The sequence below is a fragment of the Arthrobacter sp. SLBN-53 genome (assembly GCF_006715585.1).
GTDB classification, from domain to species: Bacteria; Actinomycetota; Actinomycetes; order Mycobacteriales; family Mycobacteriaceae; genus Mycobacterium; species Mycobacterium neoaurum_A.
Genome location: NZ_VFNN01000001.1, coordinates 4,161,944 through 4,188,119, shown reverse-complemented (window position 1 = coordinate 4,188,119; position 26,176 = coordinate 4,161,944). Strand labels below are relative to the sequence as shown.

Annotated in this window: 31 protein-coding genes; 15 read left to right on the top strand and 16 right to left on the bottom strand. The window is 67.7% G+C overall.

The genetic code is table 11. The features are described 5' to 3' along the window. Positions 1-24: 24 nt before the first annotated feature. From FBY28_RS20120 to casI, 3 genes are all read right to left on the bottom strand, one after another. Positions 25-1,188, bottom strand: a complete 1,164-nt coding sequence (locus tag FBY28_RS20120; protein WP_286178291.1) for a glycosyltransferase — start codon at positions 1,186-1,188, stop codon at positions 25-27. Positions 1,189-1,461: 273 nt separating this feature from the next. After that, entirely contained in the window at positions 1,462-2,610 is a 1,149-nt protein-coding gene (locus tag FBY28_RS20115) for a 3-ketosteroid-9-alpha-monooxygenase, oxygenase component (protein ID WP_141869070.1), read from the bottom strand. 54 nt (positions 2,611-2,664) lie between these two features. Continuing rightward, a complete protein-coding gene (casI, locus tag FBY28_RS20110; RefSeq protein ID WP_141869069.1) occupies positions 2,665-4,347 on the bottom strand; it encodes a steroid-22-oyl-CoA synthetase in 1,683 nt (560 codons plus the stop codon). Positions 4,348-4,436: 89 nt separating this feature from the next. Between casI and FBY28_RS20105 the strand changes: the two genes are divergently transcribed. The 9 genes from FBY28_RS20105 to FBY28_RS20065 all read left to right on the top strand — a co-directional run bounded on the left by FBY28_RS20105 (position 4,437) and on the right by FBY28_RS20065 (position 13,064). Next, positions 4,437-6,065, top strand: coding sequence for an acyl-CoA carboxylase subunit beta (locus FBY28_RS20105; RefSeq protein WP_141869068.1), 1,629 nt, complete (start codon positions 4,437-4,439; stop codon positions 6,063-6,065). Between the two features lie 46 nt (positions 6,066-6,111). Continuing rightward, positions 6,112-6,393, top strand: a complete 282-nt coding sequence (locus tag FBY28_RS20100; RefSeq protein WP_019514751.1) for an acyl-CoA carboxylase epsilon subunit — start codon at positions 6,112-6,114, stop codon at positions 6,391-6,393. Further along, the gene (locus FBY28_RS20095) at positions 6,390-7,040 is read left to right on the top strand and encodes a Maf family protein (protein WP_141869067.1); all 651 of its coding nucleotides are present in this window, start codon (positions 6,390-6,392) and stop codon (positions 7,038-7,040) included. Before FBY28_RS20100 ends, FBY28_RS20095 begins: the two co-directional genes overlap by 4 nt. 68 nt (positions 7,041-7,108) lie before the next feature. Beyond that, positions 7,109-7,654, top strand: a complete 546-nt coding sequence (locus FBY28_RS20090; RefSeq protein WP_141869066.1) for a cysteine hydrolase family protein — start codon at positions 7,109-7,111, stop codon at positions 7,652-7,654. Positions 7,655-7,688: 34 nt separating this feature from the next. Next, positions 7,689-8,603 (top strand): sulfurtransferase, encoded by a 915-nt coding sequence (locus FBY28_RS20085; protein ID WP_216847849.1) that lies wholly within the window; start codon positions 7,689-7,691, stop codon positions 8,601-8,603. 2 nt (positions 8,604-8,605) lie between these two features. Then, a complete protein-coding gene (locus FBY28_RS20080) occupies positions 8,606-9,013 on the top strand; it encodes a SufE family protein (RefSeq protein WP_141870356.1) in 408 nt (135 codons plus the stop codon). A gap of 180 nt (positions 9,014-9,193) precedes the next feature. Continuing rightward, the gene (locus FBY28_RS20075; protein WP_141869064.1) at positions 9,194-10,627 is read left to right on the top strand and encodes a hypothetical protein; all 1,434 of its coding nucleotides are present in this window, start codon (positions 9,194-9,196) and stop codon (positions 10,625-10,627) included. 242 nt (positions 10,628-10,869) lie between these two features. Then, entirely contained in the window at positions 10,870-12,669 is a 1,800-nt protein-coding gene (locus tag FBY28_RS20070; protein WP_141869063.1) for an acetyl/propionyl/methylcrotonyl-CoA carboxylase subunit alpha, read from the top strand. A 62-nt stretch (positions 12,670-12,731) separates the two neighbouring features. Further along, a complete protein-coding gene (locus tag FBY28_RS20065; protein WP_019514758.1) occupies positions 12,732-13,064 on the top strand; it encodes a hypothetical protein in 333 nt (110 codons plus the stop codon). 17 nt (positions 13,065-13,081) lie between these two features. Here FBY28_RS20065 and FBY28_RS20060 read toward each other — a convergent pair whose 3' ends face one another. Then, positions 13,082-13,678, bottom strand: coding sequence for a nucleotidyltransferase family protein (locus FBY28_RS20060; protein WP_141869062.1), 597 nt, complete (start codon positions 13,676-13,678; stop codon positions 13,082-13,084). 125 nt (positions 13,679-13,803) lie between these two features. Here FBY28_RS20060 and FBY28_RS20055 point away from each other — a divergent pair, with 125 nt between their 5' ends. After that, positions 13,804-14,235, top strand: a complete 432-nt coding sequence (locus FBY28_RS20055; protein WP_216847847.1) for an STAS domain-containing protein — start codon at positions 13,804-13,806, stop codon at positions 14,233-14,235. Here FBY28_RS20055 and FBY28_RS20050 read toward each other — a convergent pair. Together FBY28_RS20050 and FBY28_RS20045 are read right to left on the bottom strand one after the other, a co-directional pair. Then, positions 14,203-14,955: an RNA polymerase sigma factor SigF gene (locus tag FBY28_RS20050; protein WP_286178289.1), complete on the bottom strand. Its 753-nt coding sequence runs from the start codon at positions 14,953-14,955 to the stop codon at positions 14,203-14,205. The two genes, FBY28_RS20055 and FBY28_RS20050, sit on opposite strands and share 33 nt — an antisense overlap. Further along, a complete protein-coding gene (locus FBY28_RS20045) occupies positions 14,952-15,362 on the bottom strand; it encodes an ATP-binding protein (RefSeq protein ID WP_286178288.1) in 411 nt (136 codons plus the stop codon). Before FBY28_RS20045 ends, FBY28_RS20050 begins: the two co-directional genes overlap by 4 nt. Positions 15,363-15,622: 260 nt before the next feature. Between FBY28_RS20045 and FBY28_RS20040 the strand changes: the two genes are divergently transcribed. Beyond that, the gene (locus FBY28_RS20040; protein WP_141869059.1) at positions 15,623-15,823 is read left to right on the top strand and encodes an Rv3202a family protein; all 201 of its coding nucleotides are present in this window, start codon (positions 15,623-15,625) and stop codon (positions 15,821-15,823) included. Between the two features lie 76 nt (positions 15,824-15,899). Then, complete coding sequence (locus tag FBY28_RS20035; RefSeq protein ID WP_216847846.1) at positions 15,900-16,898, top strand: DoxX family protein; 999 nt, start codon at positions 15,900-15,902, stop codon at positions 16,896-16,898. Between the two features lie 69 nt (positions 16,899-16,967). Here the strand turns inward: FBY28_RS20035 and FBY28_RS20030 are convergent, their stop codons facing one another. The 8 genes from FBY28_RS20030 to FBY28_RS19995 form a co-directional block, all read right to left on the bottom strand. Then, on the bottom strand, positions 16,968-17,957 hold the full coding sequence (locus tag FBY28_RS20030) for an LLM class F420-dependent oxidoreductase (RefSeq protein ID WP_141869058.1): 990 nt from the start codon (positions 17,955-17,957) through the stop codon (positions 16,968-16,970). Between the two features lie 42 nt (positions 17,958-17,999). Further along, positions 18,000-18,446, bottom strand: a complete 447-nt coding sequence (locus FBY28_RS20025) for a DUF6328 family protein (RefSeq protein ID WP_216847845.1) — start codon at positions 18,444-18,446, stop codon at positions 18,000-18,002. 87 nt (positions 18,447-18,533) lie between these two features. Then, positions 18,534-18,689 carry a DUF6131 family protein gene (locus tag FBY28_RS20020; protein WP_019514767.1) on the bottom strand — a complete coding sequence of 52 codons (156 nt, stop codon included), beginning with the start codon at positions 18,687-18,689 and terminating at the stop codon, positions 18,534-18,536. Continuing rightward, positions 18,686-18,919 (bottom strand): hypothetical protein, encoded by a 234-nt coding sequence (locus FBY28_RS20015; RefSeq protein WP_019514768.1) that lies wholly within the window; start codon positions 18,917-18,919, stop codon positions 18,686-18,688. Before FBY28_RS20015 ends, FBY28_RS20020 begins: the two co-directional genes overlap by 4 nt. A 110-nt stretch (positions 18,920-19,029) precedes the next feature. Continuing rightward, positions 19,030-19,368 (bottom strand): hypothetical protein, encoded by a 339-nt coding sequence (locus FBY28_RS20010; protein ID WP_216847844.1) that lies wholly within the window; start codon positions 19,366-19,368, stop codon positions 19,030-19,032. A gap of 41 nt (positions 19,369-19,409) precedes the next feature. Then, positions 19,410-20,096: a PAS and ANTAR domain-containing protein gene (locus FBY28_RS20005; RefSeq protein ID WP_141869055.1), complete on the bottom strand. Its 687-nt coding sequence runs from the start codon at positions 20,094-20,096 to the stop codon at positions 19,410-19,412. Between the two features lie 20 nt (positions 20,097-20,116). Further along, complete coding sequence (locus FBY28_RS20000; RefSeq protein ID WP_286178287.1) at positions 20,117-20,434, bottom strand: ArsR/SmtB family transcription factor; 318 nt, start codon at positions 20,432-20,434, stop codon at positions 20,117-20,119. Beyond that, the gene (locus tag FBY28_RS19995; RefSeq protein WP_141869054.1) at positions 20,431-20,862 is read right to left on the bottom strand and encodes an SRPBCC domain-containing protein; all 432 of its coding nucleotides are present in this window, start codon (positions 20,860-20,862) and stop codon (positions 20,431-20,433) included. Before FBY28_RS19995 ends, FBY28_RS20000 begins: the two co-directional genes overlap by 4 nt. 108 nt (positions 20,863-20,970) lie before the next feature. Between FBY28_RS19995 and FBY28_RS19990 the strand changes: the two genes are divergently transcribed. Next, positions 20,971-21,507, top strand: a complete 537-nt coding sequence (locus FBY28_RS19990) for a restriction endonuclease (protein WP_141869053.1) — start codon at positions 20,971-20,973, stop codon at positions 21,505-21,507. On the opposite strand, the gene lat is transcribed toward FBY28_RS19990, so the two are convergent. Both lat and FBY28_RS19980 read right to left on the bottom strand, forming a co-directional pair. Then, positions 21,508-22,845 carry an L-lysine 6-transaminase gene (gene lat / locus FBY28_RS19985; protein ID WP_141869052.1) on the bottom strand — a complete coding sequence of 446 codons (1,338 nt, stop codon included), beginning with the start codon at positions 22,843-22,845 and terminating at the stop codon, positions 21,508-21,510. Positions 22,846-22,894: 49 nt separating this feature from the next. Beyond that, a complete protein-coding gene (locus FBY28_RS19980) occupies positions 22,895-23,356 on the bottom strand; it encodes an Lrp/AsnC family transcriptional regulator (protein ID WP_019514775.1) in 462 nt (153 codons plus the stop codon). Positions 23,357-23,389: 33 nt separating this feature from the next. On the opposite strand from FBY28_RS19980, the gene hglS reads away from it, so the two are divergent. Further along, positions 23,390-24,619: a 2-oxoadipate dioxygenase/decarboxylase gene (hglS, locus tag FBY28_RS19975; protein WP_141869051.1), complete on the top strand. Its 1,230-nt coding sequence runs from the start codon at positions 23,390-23,392 to the stop codon at positions 24,617-24,619. Next, the gene (amaB, locus tag FBY28_RS19970; protein WP_141869050.1) at positions 24,616-26,157 is read left to right on the top strand and encodes an L-piperidine-6-carboxylate dehydrogenase; all 1,542 of its coding nucleotides are present in this window, start codon (positions 24,616-24,618) and stop codon (positions 26,155-26,157) included. The genes hglS and amaB overlap by 4 nt, the downstream gene beginning before the upstream one ends. Positions 26,158-26,176 lie beyond the last annotated feature (19 nt).

The window sequence follows — 26,176 nt, the reverse complement described above, 5'->3', positions numbered from 1 at the left end:
ACCATAGCCATCAGGGCGTTGGGGTCACCTGGTTCGGGTCACGATCTCATCGACGGCGGCGTACAGCGAATCCGCATAGCGCGCCTCGGTGAAGCGCTCGGCGTGCGACCGCAGCCGGTCGGGGTCGAACTCACCGGCGTCGAAGCGGTCCAGCGCCTCGGCGATGGCGGCGGGCTCGGGCCGGTCGAAGAAGACCCCGGTGCTGCCTTCGACGACGGTGTCCAGGAAGCCGCCCCACCGCAGCACCACACTGGGCTTGCCCGATACCGCGGCCTCGATGGGCGTCAGCCCGAAGTCCTCGTAGCTGGCCGCGATCAGCGCCCGGCAGGATTGATACAGCCAGGCCATCTGTCCGTCGGTGAGCGCCGAGAGCAGGGCGACATTGGGCGTCTTGAGCCGTTCCAGTCGGGCCGCCTCCGGTCCGTGCCCGACGACGACGAGCCGGCGGTCGGTGTGGGCGAAGGCCCCGATGACGGCGTCGACGTTCTTGTAGGCCATCAGGCGAGAGACGCACAGATAGAAGGGCTCGCCGCCATCGGTGAGCCAGTGCGCCACCTCGGGCACCGGCTCGGCGGGGGCATCGGGGCGCATGGAGATCGGCGACGGCAGCACGCCCGCGTCGATACCGTAGGCGGTCCGGATCCGGTCCTTGATGGCGGTCGAGACCGCCAGGTAGCGGTCGACGGTGGTGGCGGCGCGCTGATCCCATGACCGCAGCGCCGGCGAGCCGACCTTCAACACGGCGCGTTTGAGTTTGTCGCCGTCGGGCTTGAGGTAGTGCTCCAGTGCGTAGAGCCAGTGTGCCGGGGTGTGGCAGTGCACCAGCTTGGCACCGTTGGTGCGAAAACCGTGTGCCCAGCCGCTGCTGCTGGTGACCACCACATCCGCATCGACGAACATCGCACTGGCCGCGAACGGCAGCACCGGCAGCGCGGCCCGGTGGTGCTTGCGGAACAGCGACATCCGGTTCAGCGGGGACACCCGCACATCGCGCTCGGCGAACTCGGGATAGGTGCCTGCCGGGTCATAGAGCAGCGTGTAGATCGGCGCGTCTGGGAAGGCCTTGCTCATCGAGAGCACCACCTTCTCGGCGCCGCCCCGCTGGGTGAGGTAGTCGTGGGCGATCGCCACCCGCGGGCCGTCGACACCGTCGAAACGCCGCGGGGCTCCGCTGCGGTCGTCAGACACGAACGAATCCTCCTGAGTAGCCGGCACGCCGACCGCGGCGGTGCATCCGGACGCCCAGGAATTTACCAAAGGCGTCAATTGCTGATGGGTCACGCAGCGAACACCGCACCGCATCGCCGATCGGCGTCGCCTGCAGGCTCAACCTCGTCAGCCCTTTCACTCGACGCCGGGGTGTTCCCGTGACGTTAGCCGACCTAGTTCACCATGCAGACCCGATACCCGCCACTGGCGACCGGGCCGGATCGGCAAAGACACGTCCGTTGGCCGGTTCACTCACCCTTGCGCGGTGGAACCGCCACCCGCCTGCGCGAGCCCGGCCAGATTCTCGGCGACCTCCTCGGCCCAGATCCCGTAGGCGTGGGTGGTGTCGATCTCCAGCTCGAATCGGTCGGTCATATCGGCGGTGACATCGGCGGAGTCGACGTAGAACTGCTCATACCAGCGGCGATGCTGATAGACCGCACCGTCCTCCTCGGTGAGCAGCGGGTTCTCGATCCTGGTCTTGTGCCGCCATATCTCGACGTCCTCCATGAAACCCTCACCGAAGGACCGGCTCATCGCACCGGCCAGCTTGGCTGCCTTGTCGGCGGGCAGGCCGGGCATCTGCTGCACCGCCACACCCCACTGCAGGACGAACGAGTTGCGGGACACCGGGTAGTGGCAGTTGATCAGCGCCACTTCCACGGTGAACCCGGGCGCCAGGTCGTTGTGCAACCAGTTGATCATGTACGCCGGCCCGAAGTAGGTGGCCTCAGAACGCAGATACGTTCCCTCCCAGAGCTTCTCGGGGTCGGCGATATAATCGGGCCGGGGTTTGGACTCCATGAACTGACTGGCGGTGTGCCCCTCGATGACGTTCTTGAAGAATGTCGGATAGGCGTGGTGGATATAGAAGAAGTGCGCCATGTCGACGTTGTTGTCCACGATTTCGCGACAGTGCGAACCCTCGATCAGCACCGAGTTCCACTGCCACGGCGACCACCGGCCCTCGGGATAACCCTCGATGGTGGGCGGCAGGAGTTCCGCCGGCGGCGCCGAACCCTCGGGATCGTGCCAGACCAGCAACTGCCCGTTGACCTCGCGGGTCTCCCAGGCCCGGGTACGCGCCAGCCGCGGTGCCCGCTTGGCGTAGGGCACCAGGGCGCATCGTCCGTCGGCACGCCAGCGCCAGTCGTGGAACGGGCAGGCCAGGTTGTCGTCCTTGACCGAACCGCGGGAGAGGTCACCGCCCATATGCCTGCAGTACGCGTCGAGCACGTGCAGGGCGCCGCCGGCATCGCCGAAGACCACCAGCTTGGAACCGAACGCCTCGATACCGTGCGGTTGCCCGTCACGGAAGGTCTCGGCCAGCCCCAGGCAGTGCCAGCCACGGGCGAACCTGGTCATTGCGACGCCGGCATCGATCTCGCGGATATCGGTCATCCGACCTGCCTAGCACGTTCGCATCCCGGCCGCGGCGAGATCGCCGACACCCCTTCAGACGCGTGCCTGCCTGCCGTGGGCGGCGAACTCGGCGTCCAGGGCATCCCTGCCGTCGGCATCGAGCATCTCGAACACCACCGGTCTGCGCCCCGACCATCGGTACACATCCTCGTCGGTGTGCCAACGCTGTTGCCGGAGCTCGTGTTTGACGATCTTGTTGGAGCCGGTCATCGGTAGCCGCGCCGAGACGCGCAGCAGTCTGGGAACGGCCTTCGCCCCGAGATCGGGCTGGCCGCTCAGGTATTCGGCGAACGCCGCCGCGTCGAAATCCGCCGGCCGGGCCACCTCGACGGCGGCCATCACCTGGTCTCCCGAGCGCGGATCGGGCACCGCATAAGCCGCCGCCGCGATGACCGCCGGGTGGCGGCGCAGCACATGCTCGATGGTCAGCGCCGACAGGTTCTCACCGTCCACCCGGATCCAATCGCCGCGCCTGCCCGCGAAATAGATGAACCCGGCTTCGTCGAGATAACCGAGGTCCCCGGTCCAGTACCACCCGTTCCGGATGCGTTCGGCGTTGGCGGCGTCGTTCTTGTAATAGCCCTCGAAGGAGCGGGTGCCGAACTTGTCGACGATCTCACCGACCGCCTCATCGGGGTTGCGGACGCGTCCGACACCATCGAGTACCGCGGGTGCGCAGTCGCGCAGCGTCACCGGGTCGACGATGGCCACCCCGTCGTGCGCGGGCCGGCCCAATGCGCCCGCGGGCGCGTCCGGGTGCAGGACCACCGCTCCGCCGCCCTCGCTGGAGCCGTAGCCCTCGTAGAGTTCGGCGTCGAACCGGCTCCGGAACCGGACCTGGTCGTCCGGGGAGGCCTCGGTGCCGAACCCGCGCCGCAAGGGGTTGTCGGCATCATCTTCGCGCTCGGGCGTGGCCATCAGATATCCCAGCGCCTTACCGACGTAGGTGAAGAAGGTGGCTCCGAAATAGCGTACGTCGGAAAGGAATCCGGACGCTGAGAACGACGGCGCCAGGCACACCGTCGCCCCCACCGACAGCGCGGGCGCCCACAGCGCCATGATCGCGTTGCCGTGGAACAGCGGCATGCTGCAGTACTCGACATCCTCGCGACGGTGGTCGAATTTGTCGCGGGCGGCGTAGGCGATGCGGGCCAGCCGACCCTGCGTGCAGCGCACCGCCTTCGACGCACCGGTGGTACCCGAGGTGAACAACAACAGCATCAGGGTGTCGGCGCCGACGGTATCGGCTCCGGTGGGCAGCGGGGCACCGCGATGCGCGTCGAGCGCGGCGCGGTAGGACGCGTCACCGACCACGAGTATCCGGTGTGCGGGCACGTCCAGATCCACCGCCGCCAGCCGGGCGGCGCCGTCGGTATCGGTGATGATCAGCCGGCAGTCGGCGAGCCGGATCTCGGCAGCCATCTCGGCATCCCCGCGGGTCGGGTTGATACCGACCACGGTCATCCCGCCCAGCGCCGCGGCGCCCAACCAGAACACGAAGTCGGCAACATTGGGCAGCAGCACCCCGATATGGGGCGCCATGTCGGGCTCGTCGTCCAACAGCGCCCGGCCCAGCCCGGCCCTGGTGATCGATTCGGCGACCACCTCGTCCCAGGTCCAGTTGTTCTCACGAGTGCGCAGGCCAAGGTGGGTATCGCCGCGGCGATCGAGCAGCATGGCGGCGATGTGATCGCGGTTCTGATCGGTCGTCGGCACCGCACCAGCTTGGCGAAAGGAGCGGACACGATGGCCTAACTGCGACCTCTCTTATGCAGTTCTTAGAAGTACAGCTAGCATCGCTACCCATGACGAGCACTATCGAGCCGGCGGCAGAGCACGTAGTCGATATCCACACCACGGCCGGCAAGCTGGCCGACCTGCGCAAGCGCGCCGAAGAGGCGCTGCACCCGGTCGGTGAGGCCGCGGTCGAGAAGGTGCACGCCAAGGGCAAGCTGACCGCCCGCGAGCGCATCTACGCACTGCTGGACGAGGGCTCCTTCGTCGAACTCGACGCGTTGGCACGCCACCGCAGCACCAACTTCGGGCTGGAGTCCAACCGCCCGCTCGGCGACGGCGTGGTGACCGGCTACGGCACCATCGACGGCCGCGAGGTCTGCATCTTCAGCCAGGACGCCACCGTCTTCGGCGGCAGCCTCGGCGAGGTCTACGGCGAGAAGATCGTCAAGGTCCAGGAATTGGCCATCAAGACCGGCCGCCCGCTGATCGGCATCAACGACGGCGCCGGCGCCCGCATCCAAGAGGGTGTGGTCTCCCTCGGCCTGTACAGCCGGATCTTCCACAACAACATCAAGGCCTCGGGCGTCATCCCGCAGATCTCGCTGATCATGGGAGCCGCGGCCGGCGGGCACGTCTACTCCCCCGCGCTGACCGACTTCGTCATCATGGTCGACCAGACCAGCCAGATGTTCATCACCGGTCCCGATGTCATCAAGACCGTCACCGGTGAGGACGTCACCATGGAGGAGCTGGGCGGCGCCCAGACCCACATGTCCAAGTCCGGCACCGTGCACTACGTGGCCTCCGGCGAACAGGACGCCCTGGACTACGTCCGTGACCTGCTGAGCTACCTGCCCGCCAACAACTACGCCGATCCGCCGCGCTACCCGGCGCCGCCGCACCCGGGCGCCATCGAGGACAACCTCACCGGTGAGGACATCGAGCTCGACACCCTGATCCCCGATTCGCCGAACCAGCCCTACGACATGCACGAGGTCATCTCGCGCATCCTCGACGATGACGAGTTCCTGGAGATCCAGGCCGGTTACGCGCAGAACATCATCGTCGGCTACGGCCGTGTCGACGGCCGCACCGTCGGCATCGTGGCCAACCAGCCGACCCAGTTCGCCGGCTGCCTCGACATCAACGCCTCGGAGAAGGCCGCCCGGTTCATCCGGACCTGCGACTGCTTCAACATCCCGATCGTGCTGCTGGTCGACGTGCCGGGCTTCCTGCCGGGCACCGGTCAGGAGTACAACGGCATCATCCGCCGCGGCGCCAAGCTGCTGTACGCCTACGGCGAGGCGACCGTGCCCAAGATCACCGTCATCACCCGCAAGTCCTACGGTGGCGCCTACTGCGTGATGGGCTCCAAGGACATGGGCGCCGACGTGGTGGTGGCGTGGCCGACGGCCCAGATCGCCGTCATGGGCGCCTCCGGCGCGGTCGGCTTCGTCTACCGCCAGGAGCTCAAGAAGGCCGCGCAGGAGGGCGAGGACGTCGATTCGTTGCGCCTGGAGCTGCAGCAGTCCTATGAGGACACCCTGGTCAACCCGTACATCGCCGCCGAGCGCGGTTATGTCGACGCGGTCATCCCGCCCTCGCACACCCGCGGTTACGTGGCGACCTCGCTGCGCCTGCTGGAGCGCAAGATCAGCCAGGTGCCGCCGAAGAAGCACGGCAACATCCCGCTGTAGGGTCTTCGGACCAACCCGCGACAGGCCCTCTGCGAGAAGGACTTTCATGAGCCACGACGTCGATATCGTCGAAGTCAGCGATCCACGCGATATGACCATCGACAACCCGGCACCCCCGGTGCCGGAGTTCCGGGTGGTCAAGGGCGAGCCGTCCGACGAGGAACTGGCGGCCCTGGTCGCGGTGTTGTCGGCGGCCGGCGGAACCGGTCCGGGTGAACCGGGCCCGCAGGAGCTCAACCTGTGGGGCCACCCGGTGGACAAGCTGCGGTACCAGAGCCACTCCTGGCAGCGGATCACGCTGTTGGAGCGGACCCACATGCGCAGGTGACGACGCGCCTCGTCCTGGGTTCGGCCTCCCCCGGCCGGCTCGGTGTGCTGCGGTCGGCCGGGGTCGACCCGCTGGTCGTGGTGTCCGATGTCGACGAGGACGCCATCATCGCGCGACTGTCCGACGCGGGCCCGCACGAGGTGGTCGCCGCACTGGCCGCCGCCAAGGCCGAGCGCGTCCTCGAGCTCCTCGAACCCGCGGTTGCCATCGATTGTGTTGTGGTGGGCTGCGATTCGATGCTCGAGGTCGACGGCGTGCTGAGCGGCAAGCCGGGGACGGCGCAGGCCGCTGCACGGCAGTGGCAGGCATCCGCGGGCCGCACCGGTCTGCTGCACACCGGCCACGCCGTGCTGCGGGTGGTCGACGGCGCGGTGGCGGACCGGGTGCGACAGACCGGGACCACCACCCTGCATTTCGGTACGCCCTCCGATGCCGAGCTGCAGGCCTACCTGGACACCGGGGAGCCGCTGTACGTGGCGGGCGCGTTCACCCTCGACGGGCTCGGCGGCTGGTTCGTCGACCGGATCGAGGGCGACCCGTCGAATGTGATCGGGATCAGCCTGCCGCTGGTGCGAAAGCTGTTGGCCGGGCTCGGCATATCGGTGGCCGCGCTGTGGCAGGACAACGGATTCACCGGCGGCACCTGATCCGGGGCGCTCAGAGCGCCTCGCGAACCGCCAGTGTTGAATCTCCCGGCCTCGGGTATCACCCGGGGATGCCTGACACCGCAGTCCTTGTCACGGACATGATGAACAACTACCGCCATCCCGATGCCGAACCGCTGGCGGCCAGCGCCGCCCGGATCATCGAACCGTTGGGCGAGCTCATCCACCGGGCCCGCGCCCGCGATGATGCCACCGTCATCTATGTCAACGACAACTACGGGGATTTCACCGCGGTCTGGGATGACATCGTGCGCGACGCACGCAACGGTGCGCATCCCGAGCTCGTCGAACCGATCCTGCCGACCGAGGACTGCCTGCGGCTGAACAAGGTGCGACACAGCGCCTTCTATGCCACGCCGCTGGATCACCTGCTGAACCGGCTCGGGGTGAGCACGGTGATCATCACCGGCCAGGTCACCGAACAGTGCGTGCTCTACACCGCGCTGGACGCCTATGTACGGCACTACGACGTCGTGGTGCCGCCCGATGCCGTCGCCCACATCGACCCCGCGCTGGCCGAGGCCGCATGCGAAATGATGCGCCGCAACATGCGGGCCGAGCTGGTTGCGGCCCGGGACTGTCTGCGCGAGCCCTGATGGGTCACCCGAGCATGCGACCGGCAGCCCCGACATGAGTAGGCTCTTTGGCGTGTCGCTGCCTGCCGATCCAGACCCTGCCCTCGCCGCCTACGCGCACCCCGAACGCCTGGTGACCGCGGACTGGTTGTCCGCCAACCTCGGCCGCCCCGGGCTGGCCATCGTCGAATCCGACGAGGACGTGCTGCTCTACGACACCGGCCACATCCCCGGCGCGGTGAAGATCGACTGGCACACCGATCTGAACGATCCGGCCGTTCGTGACTACATCGACGGTGCCCAGTTCGCCGAGCTGATGGACCGTAAGGGCATCTCGCGCGACGACACCGTGGTGATCTACGGCGACAAGAGCAACTGGTGGGCGGCCTACGCGCTGTGGGTGTTCACGCTGTTCGGCCACCCCGATGTCCGGCTGCTCGACGGTGGCCGCGATCTGTGGGTCAGCAACGGCCGCGACACCACCCTGGACGTGCCGAGCAAGCCGAGTTCGGGCTATCCGGTGGTCGAGCGCGATGACACCGCCATCCGCGCCTTCCGTGAGGATGTGCTTGCCGCGCTCGGCGAGCAGCCGCTGATCGATGTCCGCTCGCCGCAGGAGTACACCGGTGAGCGCACCCACATGCCCGATTACCCGGAGGAGGGTGCGCTGCGCGGCGGGCACATCCCCACCGCGGTGTCGATCCCGTGGGCCAAGGCCGCCGAGGACAGCGGCCGGTTCCGCAACCGGGCCGAACTCGACGCGCTGTACGGCCACCTCACCGCCGACGACAAGACGATCGTGTACTGCCGCATCGGGGAGCGCTCCAGCCACACCTGGTTCGTGCTGACCCATCTGCTCGGCCTGCCGAACGTGCGCAACTACGACGGTTCGTGGACCGAGTGGGGTAACGCGGTGCGGGTCCCGGTGGCCACCGGCCCCGAGCCCGGCGCGGCACCCGCGGCGCGATGACGATGCCCGCGGCGCTCGCCGAGGTCGTCGGCGAGTTCGGCGAGGTCAGCGGGCAGGACAAGTTGCAGTTGCTGCTGGAGTTCGCCAACGAGCTGCCTGCGCTGCCCGGCCATCTCGAGGAAGCGGCCATGGAGCCGGTTCCCGAATGCCAGTCGCCGCTGTTCCTCGATGTCGACGCCACCGATCGCGAGCACGTCCGGCTGTACTTCAGCGCGCCCGCCGAGGCCCCGACGACCCGCGGTTTCGCGGCCATCCTGGCGGCCGGGCTGGACGGGCAGTCCGCCGAGGACATCCTGGCCGTTCCCGACGACTTCTACTCCGCGCTGGGCCTGGCCGCACTGATCAGCCCCCTGCGACTGCGCGGGATGTCGGCGATGCTGGCCCGGATCAAGCGGCGCTTGCGGGTCTAGCCCCGCAGTTACCGGCGCGTTCGTCAATAACGGCGGCCACGGATTTTTTCCGGGATCCATGCCAGAATGGCCCCGAGAACGCCTGCGGGCCAGCTAGCCGAATCGATACTCATCGACGCGTGTCACCGCTCACATGGCTGTCGGCGTAGCAAATGAAGGACCAGAAAGGGGCCCGGTTCGATGAATCGGCAAGCCAGGGACGTCATTCTTTACGAACTCAACGAGGTGCCGTGGGATGTCGTCGACATCTACGTCAAGAATCGCCCCGATTCGAATCTGGCCGCGCTGCTCAAGGACGGGCAGTCGCTGACCACCATCCACGAGGACCGCGAGGAACTCCAGGGCCTGCAGCCGTGGCGCACCTGGCCGACACTGCACACCTCCAGCTACGAGCACAATTCGTTCGACCTCGGCCAGGACCCCTCGACGTTCAAGGGTGACCCGATCTGGAACGTGGCCGAGCGCGCCGGACTCTCGGTGGGTCTGTTCGGTCCGATGCAGAGCTGGCCGGCGCGCCCGTTCGCGCACGGTGGCTTCTACGTCCCGGACACCTTCGCCTCCGATGCGGTGACCTATCCGCCTGCGCTGGAGCGCTTCCAGGCGTTCAACCTGGCGATGACCGGCGAGAACGGGTTCTCTCCCGATTCGGCGCTGAGCCCCAAGGCGCTCGCCGGGACGGCGGTGGATCTGGTCCGGCTCGGACTGACCCCGCGGTCCACCGCGACACTGGCCACCCATCTGGTGAAGGAGCGAATCGACCCGCGCTACAAGGCATTCCGCTCTGCCATGCAGGCGCCGCTGAGCTTCGACCTGTACTGGCGTCAGCACCGCAAGAACCGACCGCGACTCTCGGTGTTCTTCACCAACCACGTCGCGGGCATGATGCATCGGTTCTGGGGTGACGGGATGCCCGGCTACACCGACAAGTACGAGTACGACGCCGACGAGGTGTACGGCAGCTTCATCGTCGCCGCCATGGACATCACCGATCGCCAGGTCGGTCGCATCCGCAAGTACCTGGCCAAGAACCCGCAGTCGATGCTGGTGATCTCGGCGAGCATGGGACAGGGACCCGTCGCCGTGCCCAAGCTCGACGGTGGGCGTTTCGTCCTCGACGATCACGGCAAACTGATCACCGCGCTGGGTCTCAAGCCCGCCGATGTCGCGCTGGCGATGTACCCGATGCTGTCGCTGGTCTTCGAGTCCGAGAGCGATGCCGCCGAGGCGGTGGCACCGCTGGAGTCGGTCCTGGTCAACGGGACCGACCGGCTGTTCGCGCGGCTGCGCGTCGAGGGTAAGACGGTCACCTTCGGCATCGATTACACCGTGCCCGGCGAGGACACCACGAAGGTGACGATCCGGCCGTTCGGGGCCGCGGCCGATACCGATGTGCCTGCCACCGACCTGGGGCTGAGCGTGCATTCGCGGATCGGCGGGGTCAACACCGGCTATCACATCCCCGAGGGCATCCTGCTGGCCGCGGGCGCGGGTATCACCGCCGACCCGTCGCGCAAGGAGGTCGACATCCTCGATGTGGCCCCGTCACTGTTGGCCAACGCGCTCGGCGTCGAGCCGCCGCCGTCGATGAAGGGCATCCCGACCCTGTTCGGCTGAGACATCTCGACAGCTGTCAACGACGGCGGCGCTCCCCTCGGGGCGCCGCCGTCGTGCCCGCCGTCGTGCCTTGCCGGGCGTTCGCCCAGCGCAGCGATACCGCACGTCAAACGTACTGACCGGTAACAAAGACGCACCGCAGAATTGGGGGTCCGACTCACCACCCCCGGGATTGGACACTTAAACTTCGCCCGATACATTCTTAAAGACGTTTCTTAGAGAAGATGCCACCAGGAGGCGCAGTGCCAAGTCACGCCAGCTCGAAGATCTCCAAGGTCCTCGTGGCCAACCGCGGTGAGATCGCCGTCCGTGTGATCCGAGCCGCCAAGGATGCGGGCCTCGCCAGCGTGGCCGTGTACGCCGAGCCGGACGCCGACGCACCCCACGTGCGGCTTGCCGACGAGGCCTTCGCACTGGGCGGGCAGACCTCGGCCGAGTCCTATCTGGTTTTCGAGAAGTTGCTCGAAGCCGCCGAGAAGTCCGGCGCCAACGCCATCCACCCGGGCTACGGCTTCCTCTCGGAGAACGCCGACTTCGCCCAGGCCGTCCTGGACGCCGGGCTGATCTGGATCGGGCCCAGCCCGCAGTCCATCCGCGACCTCGGCGACAAGGTCACCGCCCGCCACATCGCCGCGCGCGCCGACGCTCCCCTGGTCCCCGGCACCCCCGACCCGGTCAAGGACGCCGACGAGATCCTGGCATTCGCCAAGGAGCACGGCCTGCCCATCGCCATCAAGGCCGCCTTCGGTGGCGGTGGCCGCGGCATGAAGGTCGCCCGCACCCTCGAAGAGATCCCCGAGCTGTTCGATTCGGCCACCCGCGAGGCCGTGGCGGCCTTCGGTCGCGGCGAGTGCTTCGTGGAGCGCTACCTGGACAAGCCGCGCCACGTCGAGGCCCAGGTCATCGCCGACACCCACGGCAACGTCGTCGTCGCGGGCACCCGGGACTGCTCGCTGCAGCGCCGCTTCCAGAAGCTCGTCGAGGAGGCTCCGGCGCCGTTCCTGACCGAGGCGCAGCGCAAGGAGATCCACGAGTCCGCCAAGCGCATCTGCAAGGAGGCCGGCTACTACGGTGCCGGCACCGTGGAGTACCTGGTCGGCCAGGACGGCCTGATCTCCTTCCTCGAGGTCAACACCCGCCTGCAGGTGGAACACCCCGTCACCGAGGAGACCTCGGGCATCGACCTGGTGCTGCAGCAGTTCAAGATCGCCAACGGCGAGGCCCTCGACATCACCGAGGACCCCACCCCGCGCGGCCACTCCTTCGAGTTCCGCATCAACGGTGAGGACGCCGGCCGCGGCTTCCTGCCCGCCCCCGGCCCGGTCACCAAGTTCGAACCGCCCACCGGCCCCGGCGTGCGCATGGATTCCGGTGTGGAGAGCGGATCGGTCATCGGCGGCCAGTTCGACTCGATGCTGGCCAAGCTGATCGTCACCGGCGCCACCCGCGAAGAGGCACTGGCCCGTTCGCGCCGCGCGCTGGCCGAGTTCAACGTCGAAGGCCTGGCGACGGTCATCCCGTTCCACCGCGCCGTGACCGCCGACCCGGCGTTCATCGGTGACGGCGAGAAGTTCGACGTGCACACCCGGTGGATCGAGACGGAGTGGGACAACACCGTCGAGCCGTTCACCGGTGGCGAGCCCATCGACGAGGACGACAGCCTGCCCCGCCAGACCGTCGTCGTCGAGGTCGGTGGCCGCCGCCTGGAGGTATCGCTGCCCGGTGACCTGGCCCTCGGTGGCGGCGCTGGTGGAGGCGCCGGCGGTGCCATCCGCAAGAAGCCCAAGGCACGCAAGCGTGGCGGCGGCGGCGGTGCCGCGGCCTCCGGTGATTCGGTGACCGCTCCCATGCAGGGCACCGTGGTCAAGGTCGCGGTCGAGGAGGGCCAGCAGGTCTCCGCCGGTGACCTGGTCGTGGTCCTGGAGGCCATGAAGATGGAGAACCCGGTGACCGCGCACAAGGACGGCACCATCACCGGCCTGTCGGTCGAGGCCGGCGCGGCCATCACCCAGGGCACCGTGATCGCCGAGATCAAGGACTAGTTTTTCACCGAATGGCCGCTCATTCCTGAGATGAGCGGCCATTCGTCATTTCTGGAGGACTGATGGAACCCGTCGAGATCAACAACGGCCAGTGGTATCTGCGCGGGCTGCGCTGTGACGACCGCGTCGACGACCGCCCCGCCCTGACCGATATGGGTGAGGACGACCTCGACTACGTCCATGACGCGGCCGACGGCTGGGCCGACGAGACCCGCTACACGTGGGCGGTGTGCGAACCCACGACCGGGGAGATGCTCGCCGAGATCGCCCTCGATCCGGTCTCGGGCCACATGTCCAGCCGGGCCAGGCCGGGGTTCGAGGACGTCGCGGCAATCTCCGAGGACACCGTGCGCCGCTACGCCTCGGCCGCGCTCGGCCTGGAAGTGCACACCTGAGGAGTCGGAACCGGTGGCTACGCTTTGCGCTCTGACCATGCCTTGTGCTCTGGCCATGCCTTGCGCTGAGGAACATCGATATCGGCACCGGTGGCCAGGTCACCGCATTCGACCGCGATGACATCGTCGCGGGCCCGCAGGAAGGGCCCGGCGCCGACGTCCCCTTCGAGCTGTTCGGTCAGCGCCGGCCAGTGCCTGCCCGCAATGACGACGGGGTGGCCGGGCCGCCCCCCGAACACCGCCCTGGCCAATCCGGATGTCGAGGTGGCGGCGGCGTCCAGAACCCGGCGCACCACGTCGGCCCCGACATCGGGGGTGTCCACCACCGTGATGACGGCGAATTCGACGTCGTATCGCGATGCCGCCGCCAGTCCGGCGCGCAGCGATGCCGAAAGCCCCTGCGCCCAGTGCGGCGCGAGAACCGCGCATGCCGGTGCCGGCACACTCACCTGCGCGGCACCGAGCACCACGAGCACCTCAGCGCACCCGCCGTCGTGTAACGCGGCCACCGCAGCAGCCAACCACTCCCCTTCGGCGGCAAGCACTTTCGGCATTCCGAACCGTGTGCCCGCACCGGCGGCCAACACCACTCCGGCAGCAGATCGCACGGCCATCGGTCCAGTCTGCCCGGTGCCGGCGCCCGCCGGATCCGGCGGGTAGGTGACCGACCAGCAAAATCAGGCGTAGTGTCGGGTCAGGTTGAGCCCGCAGCCTATCGAGTCCGACTGTCGGAGCCGCCATGACCACGCCAGACAACATCGCCATCGCGATGTCCCCGCCGCGTGCGGCGCGTGGCACAGCTGTCCACACCGTCCGCCACCTGCCGCCGTCCACGACCGTCGTCGAGGTGTACGGACAGCTCGACGCCGCCAATGCGCGCCGGTTCAGCAGCTACGCGCTCACCCACCTTGCGCACACCGAAAAGCTGATCGTCGACCTTTCCGGCATCGACTTCTTTGGTACCGAGGCTTTCTCGATGCTGCACACCATCAGCGTGACGGCAGCGGGCAAGGATGCCCGGTGGGCACTGGTGCCCAGTGCCGCGGTGCGGCGTCTGCTGCGGATCTGCGATCCCGACGGTGTCCTGCCCACCGCCGAGACCACCGCCGAGGCCGCCTGCCGGCTCCAGGGACAGCCGCTACTGCAGCTCGTCCCGCAGTTTGGCCAGTGAGCGGGCCAGCAGCCGGGACACATGCATCTGCGAGATGCCGACGCGTTCGGCGATCTGGGACTGCGTCATCGACTCGAAGAAGCGCAGGACCAGGACCGTGCGCTCGCGTTCGGGCAGCTTGGACAGCAGCGGCCGCAGCGCCTCGCGGTTCTCGATCTGATCCAGCGCATCGTCCTGTGAGCCGAGGGTATCGGCGATAGCCGGCGCCTCGTCGTCACCGGAACCGCCGCTGTCGATGGACAGCGTGTTGTACGAGCTGCCCGCGATCAGGCCTTCGACCACTTCCTCGCGGTCCATGTCCAGCTCGGCCGCCAACTCCGACGGAGTGGGTGCCCGGCCCAGGCGCTGCGACATCTCGGCCGTCGCGGCGCCGAGGCGCAGATGCAGTTCCTTGAGCCGGCGCGGCACCTTGACCGACCATCCGTTGTCCCGGAAGTGCCTGCGCACCTCGCCCATGATCGTCGGCACCGCATAGGACGCGAAGTCCGAACCGGCCTCGACGTTGAACCGGTTCACGGCATTGACAAGGCCCACCCTGGCGACCTGCACCAGGTCGTCGCGCGCCTCGCCGCGCCCCTCGAACCGTCGGGCGATGTGATCGGCCAATGGCAGGCAGCGGGTGACGATGCGTTCGCGCTGCCGCTCGTATTCTGCCGACCCATCGCGGAGTTCGCCGAGTACGCGAAACATCTCGATGACGTCGGCGTATTCGGAGTTCACTGCAACAGACTCGCTCGCCGCGCAGTGAGCGAGATCCCGAATATCTGGCCACCGTCGCCGGGCCGACCGTCAGAGAAGGTGTTCACCTCGTCGGTCAGTGAGCTGAGCACGTGCCAGCTGAAGCTGCCCGGTGCGACGATGGCGTCCTCGTCGCTGCTGCAGGTCGCCGACGCCGTGATGACCACGGCATCCTCGCGCGGCTGGACCGAGACCACGAGCGGCGAATGCGGTATCGCGGCCTTCACCAGCCGCGTGCAGGCCTCGTCGACCGCCAGTCGCAGGTCGGACACGGCGTCGAAATCGAGATCCTCGAAGGTGGCGGCTGCGGCGATCAGCACACGCAGTACCGCGAGGTTCTCCAGGGTTGCGGCAACCCGGAGTTCCACCGACCGATCATCATCTGTCACGGCTGCATCCGCGTCCGTTACCTGCTGCACCATGTGGCCTCCCGGCATGTCCGCTGGGAGGTTACCCCACGCAGGTCGGTGGCTAACCAATGGAACCACCTCCTACCAGGGCGCCCAGTGGACGGACGCAATGACCCGCGGTGAGTTCGGCTCCTTGTTCACGTGAGTAGTGCATGCGGGGGGCAGTACCCGGCGCCCGGTCGTCACCAAACCACGACGGCACGCGGTTTCCCGTTGCGCACCATGGGTAATCGACCCGCATGAGTACTCCTCATGTTCCCGATGACGTACCCGTTGCCGATGCTGTCGAGCAGTCCCGCGACGTCACCGACGCCGATCCCGATGGCGGCGTCGACATCGCCGGCGGGGCCGCCGCACCCTCGCTTGAGACACCCGATGCGGACTGGCAGGAGCAGTCGGTGGAAGTCGACCTCGACGACGACGAGCGCGCGGGTTACTGACACGTGCCGTCTGATAGGTGACTTCGCCGGGCTCGCGGTGGTTTGCGGCCCAGTCCTGGCGGGAACATTGACCGGCATGTTGGTACGCAGAATTGCCCGCCCGTTGTTGTCCGCCGCTTTCATCGGTCAGGGGATCGAGGCCCTCCGGGACGTCAAACCCGCGGCCGAGGTCGTCCAGCCGACGTTGGATGGTCTGCAGTCGCTGCCCGATTCGGTGGCCCAGAAGGTTCCCGACGATCCGATGACGGTGGCCCGCATCACCGCGGCCGCTCAGATCGGCGGCGGTCTGCTGCTGGCCACCGGACGCGTCCCCCGCGTTGCCGCCGCGGTCCTGGCGGCGACCGTGATTCCGGCCAATCTGGGCAGGCACATGTTCTGGGAGGAGACCGATCCCGCCCTCAAGGCCGAGAAGCGTCGGGCATTCCTCACCGACGTGAGCCTCATCGGCGGCCTGGTGCTGGCCTCGGCGGACACCGCGGGCAAGCCGTCCCTTGGCTGGCGCGGCCGTCGCGCCGGGCGCAAGGTCGTGCAGGCGGTGTCGGAACGACTGCCCGGATCCGATGACTCGATCCTGGACACCGAGCTCGCCGACCGACTCGGTCACGGTCTGCACATCGGTGTCGAGCGCGGCCGTGAGCTCGCCGACACCGCGCTCGAGCGCGGTGTGCCGCTGGCGGCGTCGGCGTTCGAGACCGCAGCCGAGTCGCTGGGAACCGCCTACGATCGCGGGGCGGCCGCCCTCCACAAGGGTGCCGAGAAGAGCGCGCCGATCGCCAAGAAGGCCCGCAAGCGCGGCGCCGAACTGGCCGAAACCGCTTTGGACCGAAGCGCCGCGGCACTGGAGCGTGGTGCCGAGAAGAGTGCACCGGTGGCCAAGAAGGCCAAGGAACGTGGTGCCGAACTCGCCGAAACAGCCCTGGATCGCAGTGCGGCAGCGCTGGAGCGGGCCGCCGAACGCGGTGCACCGCTGGCGGCCGAGGCCCGCCGGCGCAGCGCGGAGCTGGCCGAGACCGCGCTGGAGCGCGGCGGTGACGAGGCCAAGTCGCGCTGGCGCTGGGCACGCAGCAAGGTGTGATGCGCGACAGCATGACCTGAAACCGGCCGGATGCGCGTTCAGCGCATCCGGCCGGATCTCATTGGCCCCCTACGATTGACCCCACTCCGAACGCAGCGCCGACAGCAGCGGTCCGGCGGCCTCGGCGAAGAACTGCTCCTGACTGTCCCCGCCGATCTGGATCAGCGCCACATCGGTGAAACCGGCCTTGGCGTACTCGCCGACGGCTGCCACGATCGGATCGAGATCGGGTCCGCACGGGATGGCCTCGGCGACATCCTGAGGGCGGACGAATTGGGTCGCACCGGCGAATCCCGCCGGCGTCGGTAGATCGGCATTCACCGACCATCCCCCGGCGAACCACCGGAACTGATCGTGGGCGCGCGCTATCGCGGCGTCGCGGTCGGGATCCCAGCAGATCGGCAGCTGTCCGACCACCCTGCCCTCGGGCAGACCCATGGGCTGGCGGACCCGCTTCCAGTTCTCGACGACGTCACCGTCGGGGGACGTGTTGATCAGATGGTCGGCGAGCACCCCGAGCGTCTCGATCGTCCGGTCGCCGGTGATCGACACCCCGATTTCGACGGGCTCGTCGGGAAGATCCCAGATGCGCGCGGAATCCACCGAGAAGTGGTCACCGTGGAAGTCCACGAGGTCACCACCGAGCAGTTCACGGATGATCTTGATCGCCTCGGCGAGCATGTCCAAGCGGCGCGCCGCCGCGGGCCACCCGGCGCCGACGACGTGCTCGTTGAGGTTCTCACCACTGCCGAGCCCAAGGGTGAAGCGGCCGTCGGCCAGGATCTGCACGGTCGCCGCTTGCTGGGCGACCACTGCCGGGTGATAGCGCATGGTCGGGCAGGTGACGAACGAGTACAGACCCACCCGCTCGGTCATCGCCGCAACCGCTCCCAGGACCGCCCACGCGTTCGGGGCGTGCCCCTGGCTGGTCAGCCACGGGCTGAAGTGATCACTGCAGACCTCGAAATCAAAACCCGCCTGTTCGGCAGACACCGCATACCTGACAAGGTCTTTCGGTCCCGCCTGTTCCGTCATCAAGGTGTATCCGAATCGCGTCATGAGCCCCGGCATACCCGGGCGTCATGAGCGACAAACGGTGGGTCAGTCCGGTGGCCCCGGACGCGTCCGCAACCACAACGGCAGGACCACCCAGAAGACCGCGATGGCCAGCGCGGTGACCGATCCGGCGAGCACACCGGCCGCGAGGTCATCGACCGCACCGAAGATCAGAATCATCACGCCGGCCAAAGTCAGTGCGAGGAAGAGGATTCCGGCGTAGGCGAGGCGGTGCGCGGTGGTGACCACGATATCGAGCCGGTGCCTGCGGAACATTGCGCGGTGGATGCCGATGGGGGCGATCAACAGCACGGTCGCGGCGATGGAGCACGACACCGTGGCCAGATAGACACTCCGCAGTTCGGCGTGCAGATCTTCGAATCGGTCATGGAACGGCAGCGTCAACAGCAGACCGGTGAGCAATTGGACACCGGTCTGCACCACCCGCAGCTCCTGCAAAAGGCTGGACCAGTTACGGTCCAGCCTTTGCATGCTCGTCTCGTGCCGAGCCGCCTCGTTCCAGCGGCGGTCGCTCTCCACACTTTCCATCTCCGACCGCCGCCGTCGAGCTATACGGCGTCAGTACCAGGCGCGCCGACCCGCCACCGGGCGGCCGATCGAACCAAGCAGCCAGAACACCGCACCGGCGACCAGCAGCACCACACCGACGACCCACAGCAGATAGACGTTGAGCACGAAGCCCAGGATCAGCAGGATTGCTCCGAGAATTATCATGACACCCTCACTTCCATGGTTCCCATCGAACTCGGTTGCGGCAGCCGGCAATCCGTGACCTTCGGATTGACGCCGGCGTAGTTGAGCGGGCCCGCGACAACGGTCAGCGCGATGGAACCCGCAGTAGCGCAATTTGTTTCACCACCGGAGAAGTAGTCGCGCTGCCAGGCGGCGAACACTCCGATCAACAACCAGACCAGCACCACTGTGCCGATGAGTCCACGCCCCATGGGATCCTCCGTCGCTTATCGGTTGCAGGTTGATCGATTGCTCCGCCGGAATACCCTGCTGACGACGGCGTCAAACGCCGGTCCCGGCGACGCGCGCCGCGCCATGGCGGTCAGCGTCCGAAACCGCCGATCGCAGGCAGCCCCATGGTCAGAACGAGCAGCATCAACAGCATCAGGAACCAGCCGGCACCCTGCCAGGCCCACCACGAGCCGTTTCTCTTCCATATCCGGTAGGTACGCACGAATGCGCGGACACCCGCCGCGAACAGGATCACCGGCGCCCCCAGCGCCAGCACCAGCCGCTGCGGACGCCCGCACGCGGCCGTATCGGTGACGAGACCGTCACAACCGCGGGCCAGCACCGCGGCGATGATCAGGAACGCCACCCCCACGACCGCGGCGACGAGGCCGAATCGGATCGCCGATCGTGTTTCGGGTGCATCGCGCATGGACATGCGCCCGGATTGCCCATCACCGCCCGCGACAAACGTCAGGAATCGGCGCGCAGGTGGGCGGTCAGCAGCAACCGGTCGTACACGCTGCGATGGGGCAGCCGCTCGTGATAATCGAGCTCGAGGAAGTCCTTCACCAACTGCTCCGACAGCGACTTCAATCGGGTGTTGGTCTCCTGCGAGCGCCATCTCAGCAGTTCGAAGGCGGCATCCCCATTGATCCGGTAGATCAGCATCAGCATGCCTTTGGCTTGTTCGATACCGCTGCGCGCCTCGGTGATCTCGGCAACCACCTCGCTCACCTGGTCCTGCTGTTCGCGCGACGGGACTGCCCGCGGCGGTGTCACGTCGATGTAGAAACCGTGGCTTCCGATGACGGTGTGCCCGGATTCGTCGAACAACCGGTCTCCGACCACCACGACGTCGTGGGTATCGCCGCGGGTGTCGACGATGCGGTGGCGGGTACTGAAAGCCGTTGCGGTGCGGCGAACCCCGTCCAGCGTTGCGGCGACCTGACCGCCGTCTTCGGGATGTTTGTGCGCGAGCACCATCTCGGTCGTCGGCCGTGCGGTGCCGGGCTCGTAGCCGTGCATCCGTTCGACTTCCGGTGACCATTCCCACCGTTCGTCGGCGAAGTAGAACCGGTACCAGCCGACGCGCCAGGGCCCACCGTCGGCGAGTCCGCGCTCGACCGCCGGTTGCTCCTCCGGTGTGTCATCGGCCATTTCAGGTCGGATTATGCCCGCTACGACAGCCCTTCGGCGATGCGCTTGATCGCCATCAGGCGACGATCCCATTGCTGACCGATTGCGGTCAGCTCCGCGCCCAGAGCGCTCAGCTTCGCGCCGAGTGCGCGATAGCGGATCTCCCGCCCGACGGGGACCGCCTCCACCAAGCCCGCGTCCGAGAGCACCGAAAGATGTTTGGCGATCGCCTGCCTGCTCACCGGCAACCGAGCCGCCAGCGCACTGGCGGACATGTCGGCCGAGCCGAGCTCGGTCAGGATGCGCCAACGCGTGTCGTCGGCCAACACCGCGAGCATGACCGGGGGTGTGCCCGTCACGCCGCGACCCCGAGCATCCGCACGAGGTCGTCGAGTTCGGTCCGCCAGCCTCCGGTGTTGTCGGAATGCGCGGTCGCGGGATCGTCGAGTTCGTCGAACCCGGTCTCCACCAGCGCCAGTCGCGTGCCGTCTGCGGTCGCCGTGAGCTCGAAGCGCACCACGGTCGAGTTACCCGGCACCGGGTCCACATCGACCTCGCGGGCCCACCGGTATACCAGCAACCTCGGCGCCTCGATCTGCTCCACCACCATCCGGAAACGGCCGTGCGTCGACCAGCCGAAGTACCCGAGGCCACCGGGTACCGGGTCGAATTCGGCGCTGTCGCCGAACCATTGGGTGATCAGGTCTCGCTCGGTGAGCGCGGCCCACACCGCGGCCGGACTGGCGGCGATGTCGACGATCCGGGTGATCTCGAGTGCGGTGGTCATCTGCGCTCCTTGGGTTGCTCCAATAATGTGCAACTCAAGAGTTGCACATTATGAGCCCGAACTGCAACCCCCAAGTTGCATGTCAGCGTGCCCTCCTAGGATCCGGGCGTGCGCCTGACGACCTTCCTCACCATCGGCATCATCGCCGGTGGTGCGGCGCTGCTCTACGGCGCCGGTGCGATCACGGCGGTCAGCGCGGGGTTCGCAGTTCCACTGCTCGCCGCCGCGATGCCGCACTTCCTGAGCGGTCTGCGCACACCCGCAGCCGGAGAGAATCCGATCGACGCCATGTCCGGGGTGGAATTCGAGGATTACGTCGCTCGGGTCGCGCGATCCTGCGGCGTATCGGTGATCATGACCTCGACCACCGGGGACTGGGGCGTCGACATCATCGTCGGCAGGCGCCCGGACCGGCTCGCCATCCAGTGCAAGCGGGTGGCACGGCCGGTGGGCACCGGTGCGGTCCAGGAGGTGGTGGCCGGCGCCGCCATGCAGGATTGCACGCACACCATGGTGGTCACGAACAACGATTTCACCCCGGCGGCGCGGAAGCTCGCCGAACGCCACGGCTGCACCCTTGTCGGCGGCGCCGATCTGCCGCGGTTGAAAACACTGATCCGCGAACGTGCCGCGCCCACCCGCTGACTAGAGTCCCGCCAGCACCTCGCGCACGGCGTCGACCGCCGCGTCGAGTTCGGCCAGCGAGACCGTCAGCGCGGGCCGGAAACGCACCGAATCCGGTCCGCTGGCCAACATGATGATCCGCCGGTCCCACAACCTGCGCACCAGTTCGTCGCGCGCGGCGGTCGAGGGCAGACTGAATGCGCACATCAGTCCGCGACCACGCGGGTCGAGCACCTTGTCGGGGAATTCGGTTGCCAGCCAATGCAACCTGCCGAGCAGGTGCCGACCGGCGTCGGCGGCATGCCCGATCAGGTCTTCGGCCTCGACGACTTCGAGGATGCGCCGCGCGCGCACCATATCGGTGAGGTTGCCGCCCCAGGTCGAGTTGATGCGGGAACTGACGGTGAAGACGTTGTCGGCGACGTCGTCGACGCGGCGACCCGCCATCACACCGCACACCTGGGTCTTCTTGCCGAACGCCACCACGTCCGGGACGACTCCCAATTGCTGGTAGGCCCAGGCGCTTCCGGTGATACCGCAGCCGGTCTGCACCTCGTCGAAGATCAACAGCGCATCGAATTCATCACACAGCTCGCGCATGGCGGCGAAGAACTCCGGCCGCATGTGCCGGTCGCCGCCCTCGCCCTGCACCGGCTCGGCGATGAAGCAGGCGATGTCGTGGGGGTGAGCGATGAAGGCGGCCCTGGCCTGCCGCAGCGATTCGGCCTCCAGCTCGGCAATATCGGCCCCGGGCCGCAGATAGGGGGCGTCGATGCGCGGCCAGTCGAACTTGGGGAACCGCGCCACCTTGTTCGGGTCGGTATTGGTCAGCGAGAGGGTGTAGCCGCTGCGCCCGTGAAAGGCGCCGCGCAGATGCAGCACCCGGGTGCCCAGTTCCGGGTCGCGACCGTGGGCCTCGTTGTGCCGACTCTTCCAGTCGAATGCCACCTTGAGCGCGTTCTCCACCGCCAGCGCTCCCCCGTCGACGAAGAACAGATGCGGCAATGCCGGATCGCCGAGCACCCGCGCGAAGGTCTGGACGAATCGCGCCATCGGCACGGTGTACACGTCCGAATTGCTCGGCTTGTTGACCGCCGCCTCCGCCAACTCGGCACAGAACGCCGGGTCATCGGCCAGTGCGGGATGGTTCATCCCCAATGCCGACGATGCGAAGAACGTGAACATGTCCAGGTATCGGCTGCCGTTCCTGGCATCGACGAGCACCGATCCGCGCGAGGCTTCGAGGTCGAGCACCAGGTCCATGCCGTCGGTGAGCACGCTGGCGCGCAGAACATCGTGCACCCGGTCGGGCGTTACGGCCCGACGGCCGGGCGCAGATGAAGTCAGAACAGCGGTCATGCCGCAATCCTAACGCAATTTTTACGGTGCTGCGATCTAGAAACAGGAACTATTTCGGTAGGTATGCGCGTCCGTCGTAAAAAGTCTGTAAGATGATGGTGCTTCGCGTGCGGACGTTGGCGGCTGTCCTGATTCGCTGCAGCAGGTCCTCCAACGCACGCGCCGATGCCACACGCACCAGGAGTACGTAGCTTTCGTCGCCGGCGACGGAATGGCATGACTCGATTTCGTCGATATGGCGCAGTCGGGCAGGAGCATCATCGGGTTGAGAGGGGTCCAGCGGAGTGATGGCAACGAACGCCGAGAGCATGTGCCCCACCGTCTCCGGGTTGACCCGCGCGGTGTATCCGAGAATCACCTCCCTGGACTCCAATCGACGCACCCGCGACTGGACGGCGGACACCGACAGTCCCGCGGTGGCGGCCAGATGCGCCAGCGTCGCACGCCCGTCGGCGACCAACTCCCGCACCAGCAGCCGGTCAATCTCGTCGAGATGCTCGATGTCGGTCATGGCCGCACTGTACGCAACACGTCCGGGCCCGCGATGAGCACCGTTGAAACCTGGCAGCTGCGGGCACAATTCGCCGCGGCGTTGTCCCGGATGTACGGCGCGGAGGTGCCGGCCTACGACACCTTGGTGCAGGTGAGCGCCGAGGTCAACGCCGCCCACCTGCGGCGTCATCCGCAGGACCGGCGACTTGGCTCGTTGGAACGCGTCACCGCGGAACGGCACGGTGCCATCCGGGTCGGCAACGCCGACGAGCTGCGCCAGGTCGCCGATCTGTTCTCGGCGTTCGGCATGTATCCGGTGGGTTACTACGATCTGCGCACCGCCGTCTCCCCCGTCCCGGTGGTGTCCACCGCCTTCCGACCGATCCATGCCGACGAGCTGGCCCGAAACCCGTTCCGGGTCTTCACCTCCATGCTGGCCACCGCCGACACCCGCTTCTTCACACCGGATCTGCGCATCAGGGTGGAGTCCTTTCTGAACGGGCGCCGGTTGTTCGGTGCCGAACTGCTCTCGACTGCACGCCGGATAGCCGACGAGGGCGGCTGCCCGACCGATGAGGCCCAGGACTTCGTCGCCGCCGCCGTGGGTTGTTTCGCGTTGTCCCGGGAACCGATCGACCGCGGCTGGTATGACGAATTGTCGGCCGTCTCGGCGGTGGCGGCCGATATCGCCGGCGTGCGCAGCACCCACATCAACCACCTGACGCCGCGGGTGCTGGATATCGATGCGCTGCAACGCTCCATGACCCAGCGTGGCATCACGATGATCGAGGCCATTCAGGGCCCGCCGGGCGTCGACGGTCCCGAAGTGCTGTTGCGGCAGACCTCGTTCCGCGCACTTGCCGAGCCACGCCGTTTCCGCGACGCCGACGGCACCATCTCCGAGGGATCCCTGCGGGTGCGCTTCGGGGAGGTCGAACAGCGCGGTGTGGCACTGACACCACACGGTCGTTCGCGCTACGACGCCGCGATGGCCGAGGCCGACCCGGCTGCTACCTGGCACCGCCATTTCCCGGCCACCGACGAACAGATGTGCGCCGACGGGCTCGCCTATTACCGCGGCGGCGATCCGACCAGACCCGTTGTGTACGAGGACTTTCTGCCCGCCTCGGCCGCGGGGATCTTCCGCTCGAACCTCGATCGGGACGCCAAGGGCACCGACCGCCCCGACGATACGCAGTACAGCCAGCACTGGATGGCCGACCGGATCGGCCGCCACATCCACGACCCCTACGAGCTCTACGAGAAAGTCGCGTGCACATGACCAGCGTCCTGACATCCTCCCTGCCGACCGCCGACGAACTGCGCGCCCGCGTTCGTGCCGCGCTCGACGCACTGGGCTGCACCACCGCACTGGCCGGTCCGGGCGCGCCGGGCCTGCCTGCGAGCACGCCGATCACCGGTGAGGTGCTCTTCGCGGTCCCGGAATCGAGCTCCGCCGACGCGGACACGGTCATCGCCTCCGCGGCAGCGGCTTTCGCCTCATGGCGGACCACCCCGGCACCGGTACGTGGCGCCCTGGTGGCCCGGCTCGGCGAGCTGCTCACCGAGCACAAGGCAGAGTTGGCCACCCTGGTCACCGTCGAGGCAGGCAAGATCACCTCCGAGGCGCTCGGCGAGGTCCAGGAGATGATCGACATCTGTCAGTTCGCCGTGGGGCTGTCCCGACAGCTGTACGGCAAGACCATCGCCTCCGAACGGCCCGGGCACCGGCTCATGGAAACCTGGCATCCGCTCGGCGTGGTCGGTGTCATCACCGCCTTCAACTTTCCGGTGGCGGTGTGGGCGTGGAACACCGCGGTGGCGCTGGTGTGCGGCGACACGGTGGTCTGGAAGCCCTCGGAGCTGACACCGTTGACCGCGCTCGCCTGCCAGGCGTTGGTCGAGCGGGCCGCCGCCGATGTCGGCGTCGCCGGCACGGTGTGCGGACTGATCCAGGGTGGCCGCGATATCGGCGAGCAGCTGGTCGACGACCCGCGCGTCGCACTTGTCAGCGCGACCGGCTCGGTGCGCATGGGCCGTGAGGTCGGACCGCGAGTGGCCGCCCGGTTCGGCAAGGTGCTGCTCGAGCTGGGTGGTAACAACGCCGCCATCGTGACCCCGTCGGCGGACCTGGACCTGGCTGTGCGGGCCATCGTGTTCTCCGCCGCGGGCACCGCCGGGCAGCGCTGCACCACCATGCGTCGGGTCATCGCGCACCGTTCGATCGCCGACACCCTGGTGCAGCGGATCGCGACGGCGTACCGCAGCCTGCCGGTCGGCGACCCGGCTGCCGAGGGAACGCTGGTGGGCCCGCTGATCCACGAGCGCTCCTACCGGGACATGGTGGGTGCGCTGGAACAGGCCCGCGCCGACGGCGGCGAGGTCACCGGCGGTGAACGCGTCGACCTCGGTACCGAAGGCCACTACGTGCGACCGGCGGTGGTCCGGATGCCGGCCCAGACCGCGGTGGTGCACGCCGAGACGTTCGCCCCGATCCTCTACGTGCTGACCTACGACGATCTCGACGACGCCATCGCGATGAACAATGCGGTACCGCAGGGTCTCTCGTCGGCGATCTTCACCACCGACATCCGCGAGGCGGAGCGGTTCATGGCCGCCGACGGCTCCGACTGCGGCATCGCGAACGTCAACATCGGGACCTCGGGCGCGGAGATCGGTGGCGCATTCGGTGGCGAGAAGGAGACCGGCGGTGGGCGCGAGTCCGGCTCGGATTCGTGGAAGGCCTACATGCGCCGAGCGACCAACACCGTCAACTACTCCTCCGAGCTCCCCCTTGCCCAGGGGGTCCGGTTCGGCTGAGTCGGCGGGTTTTAGTATG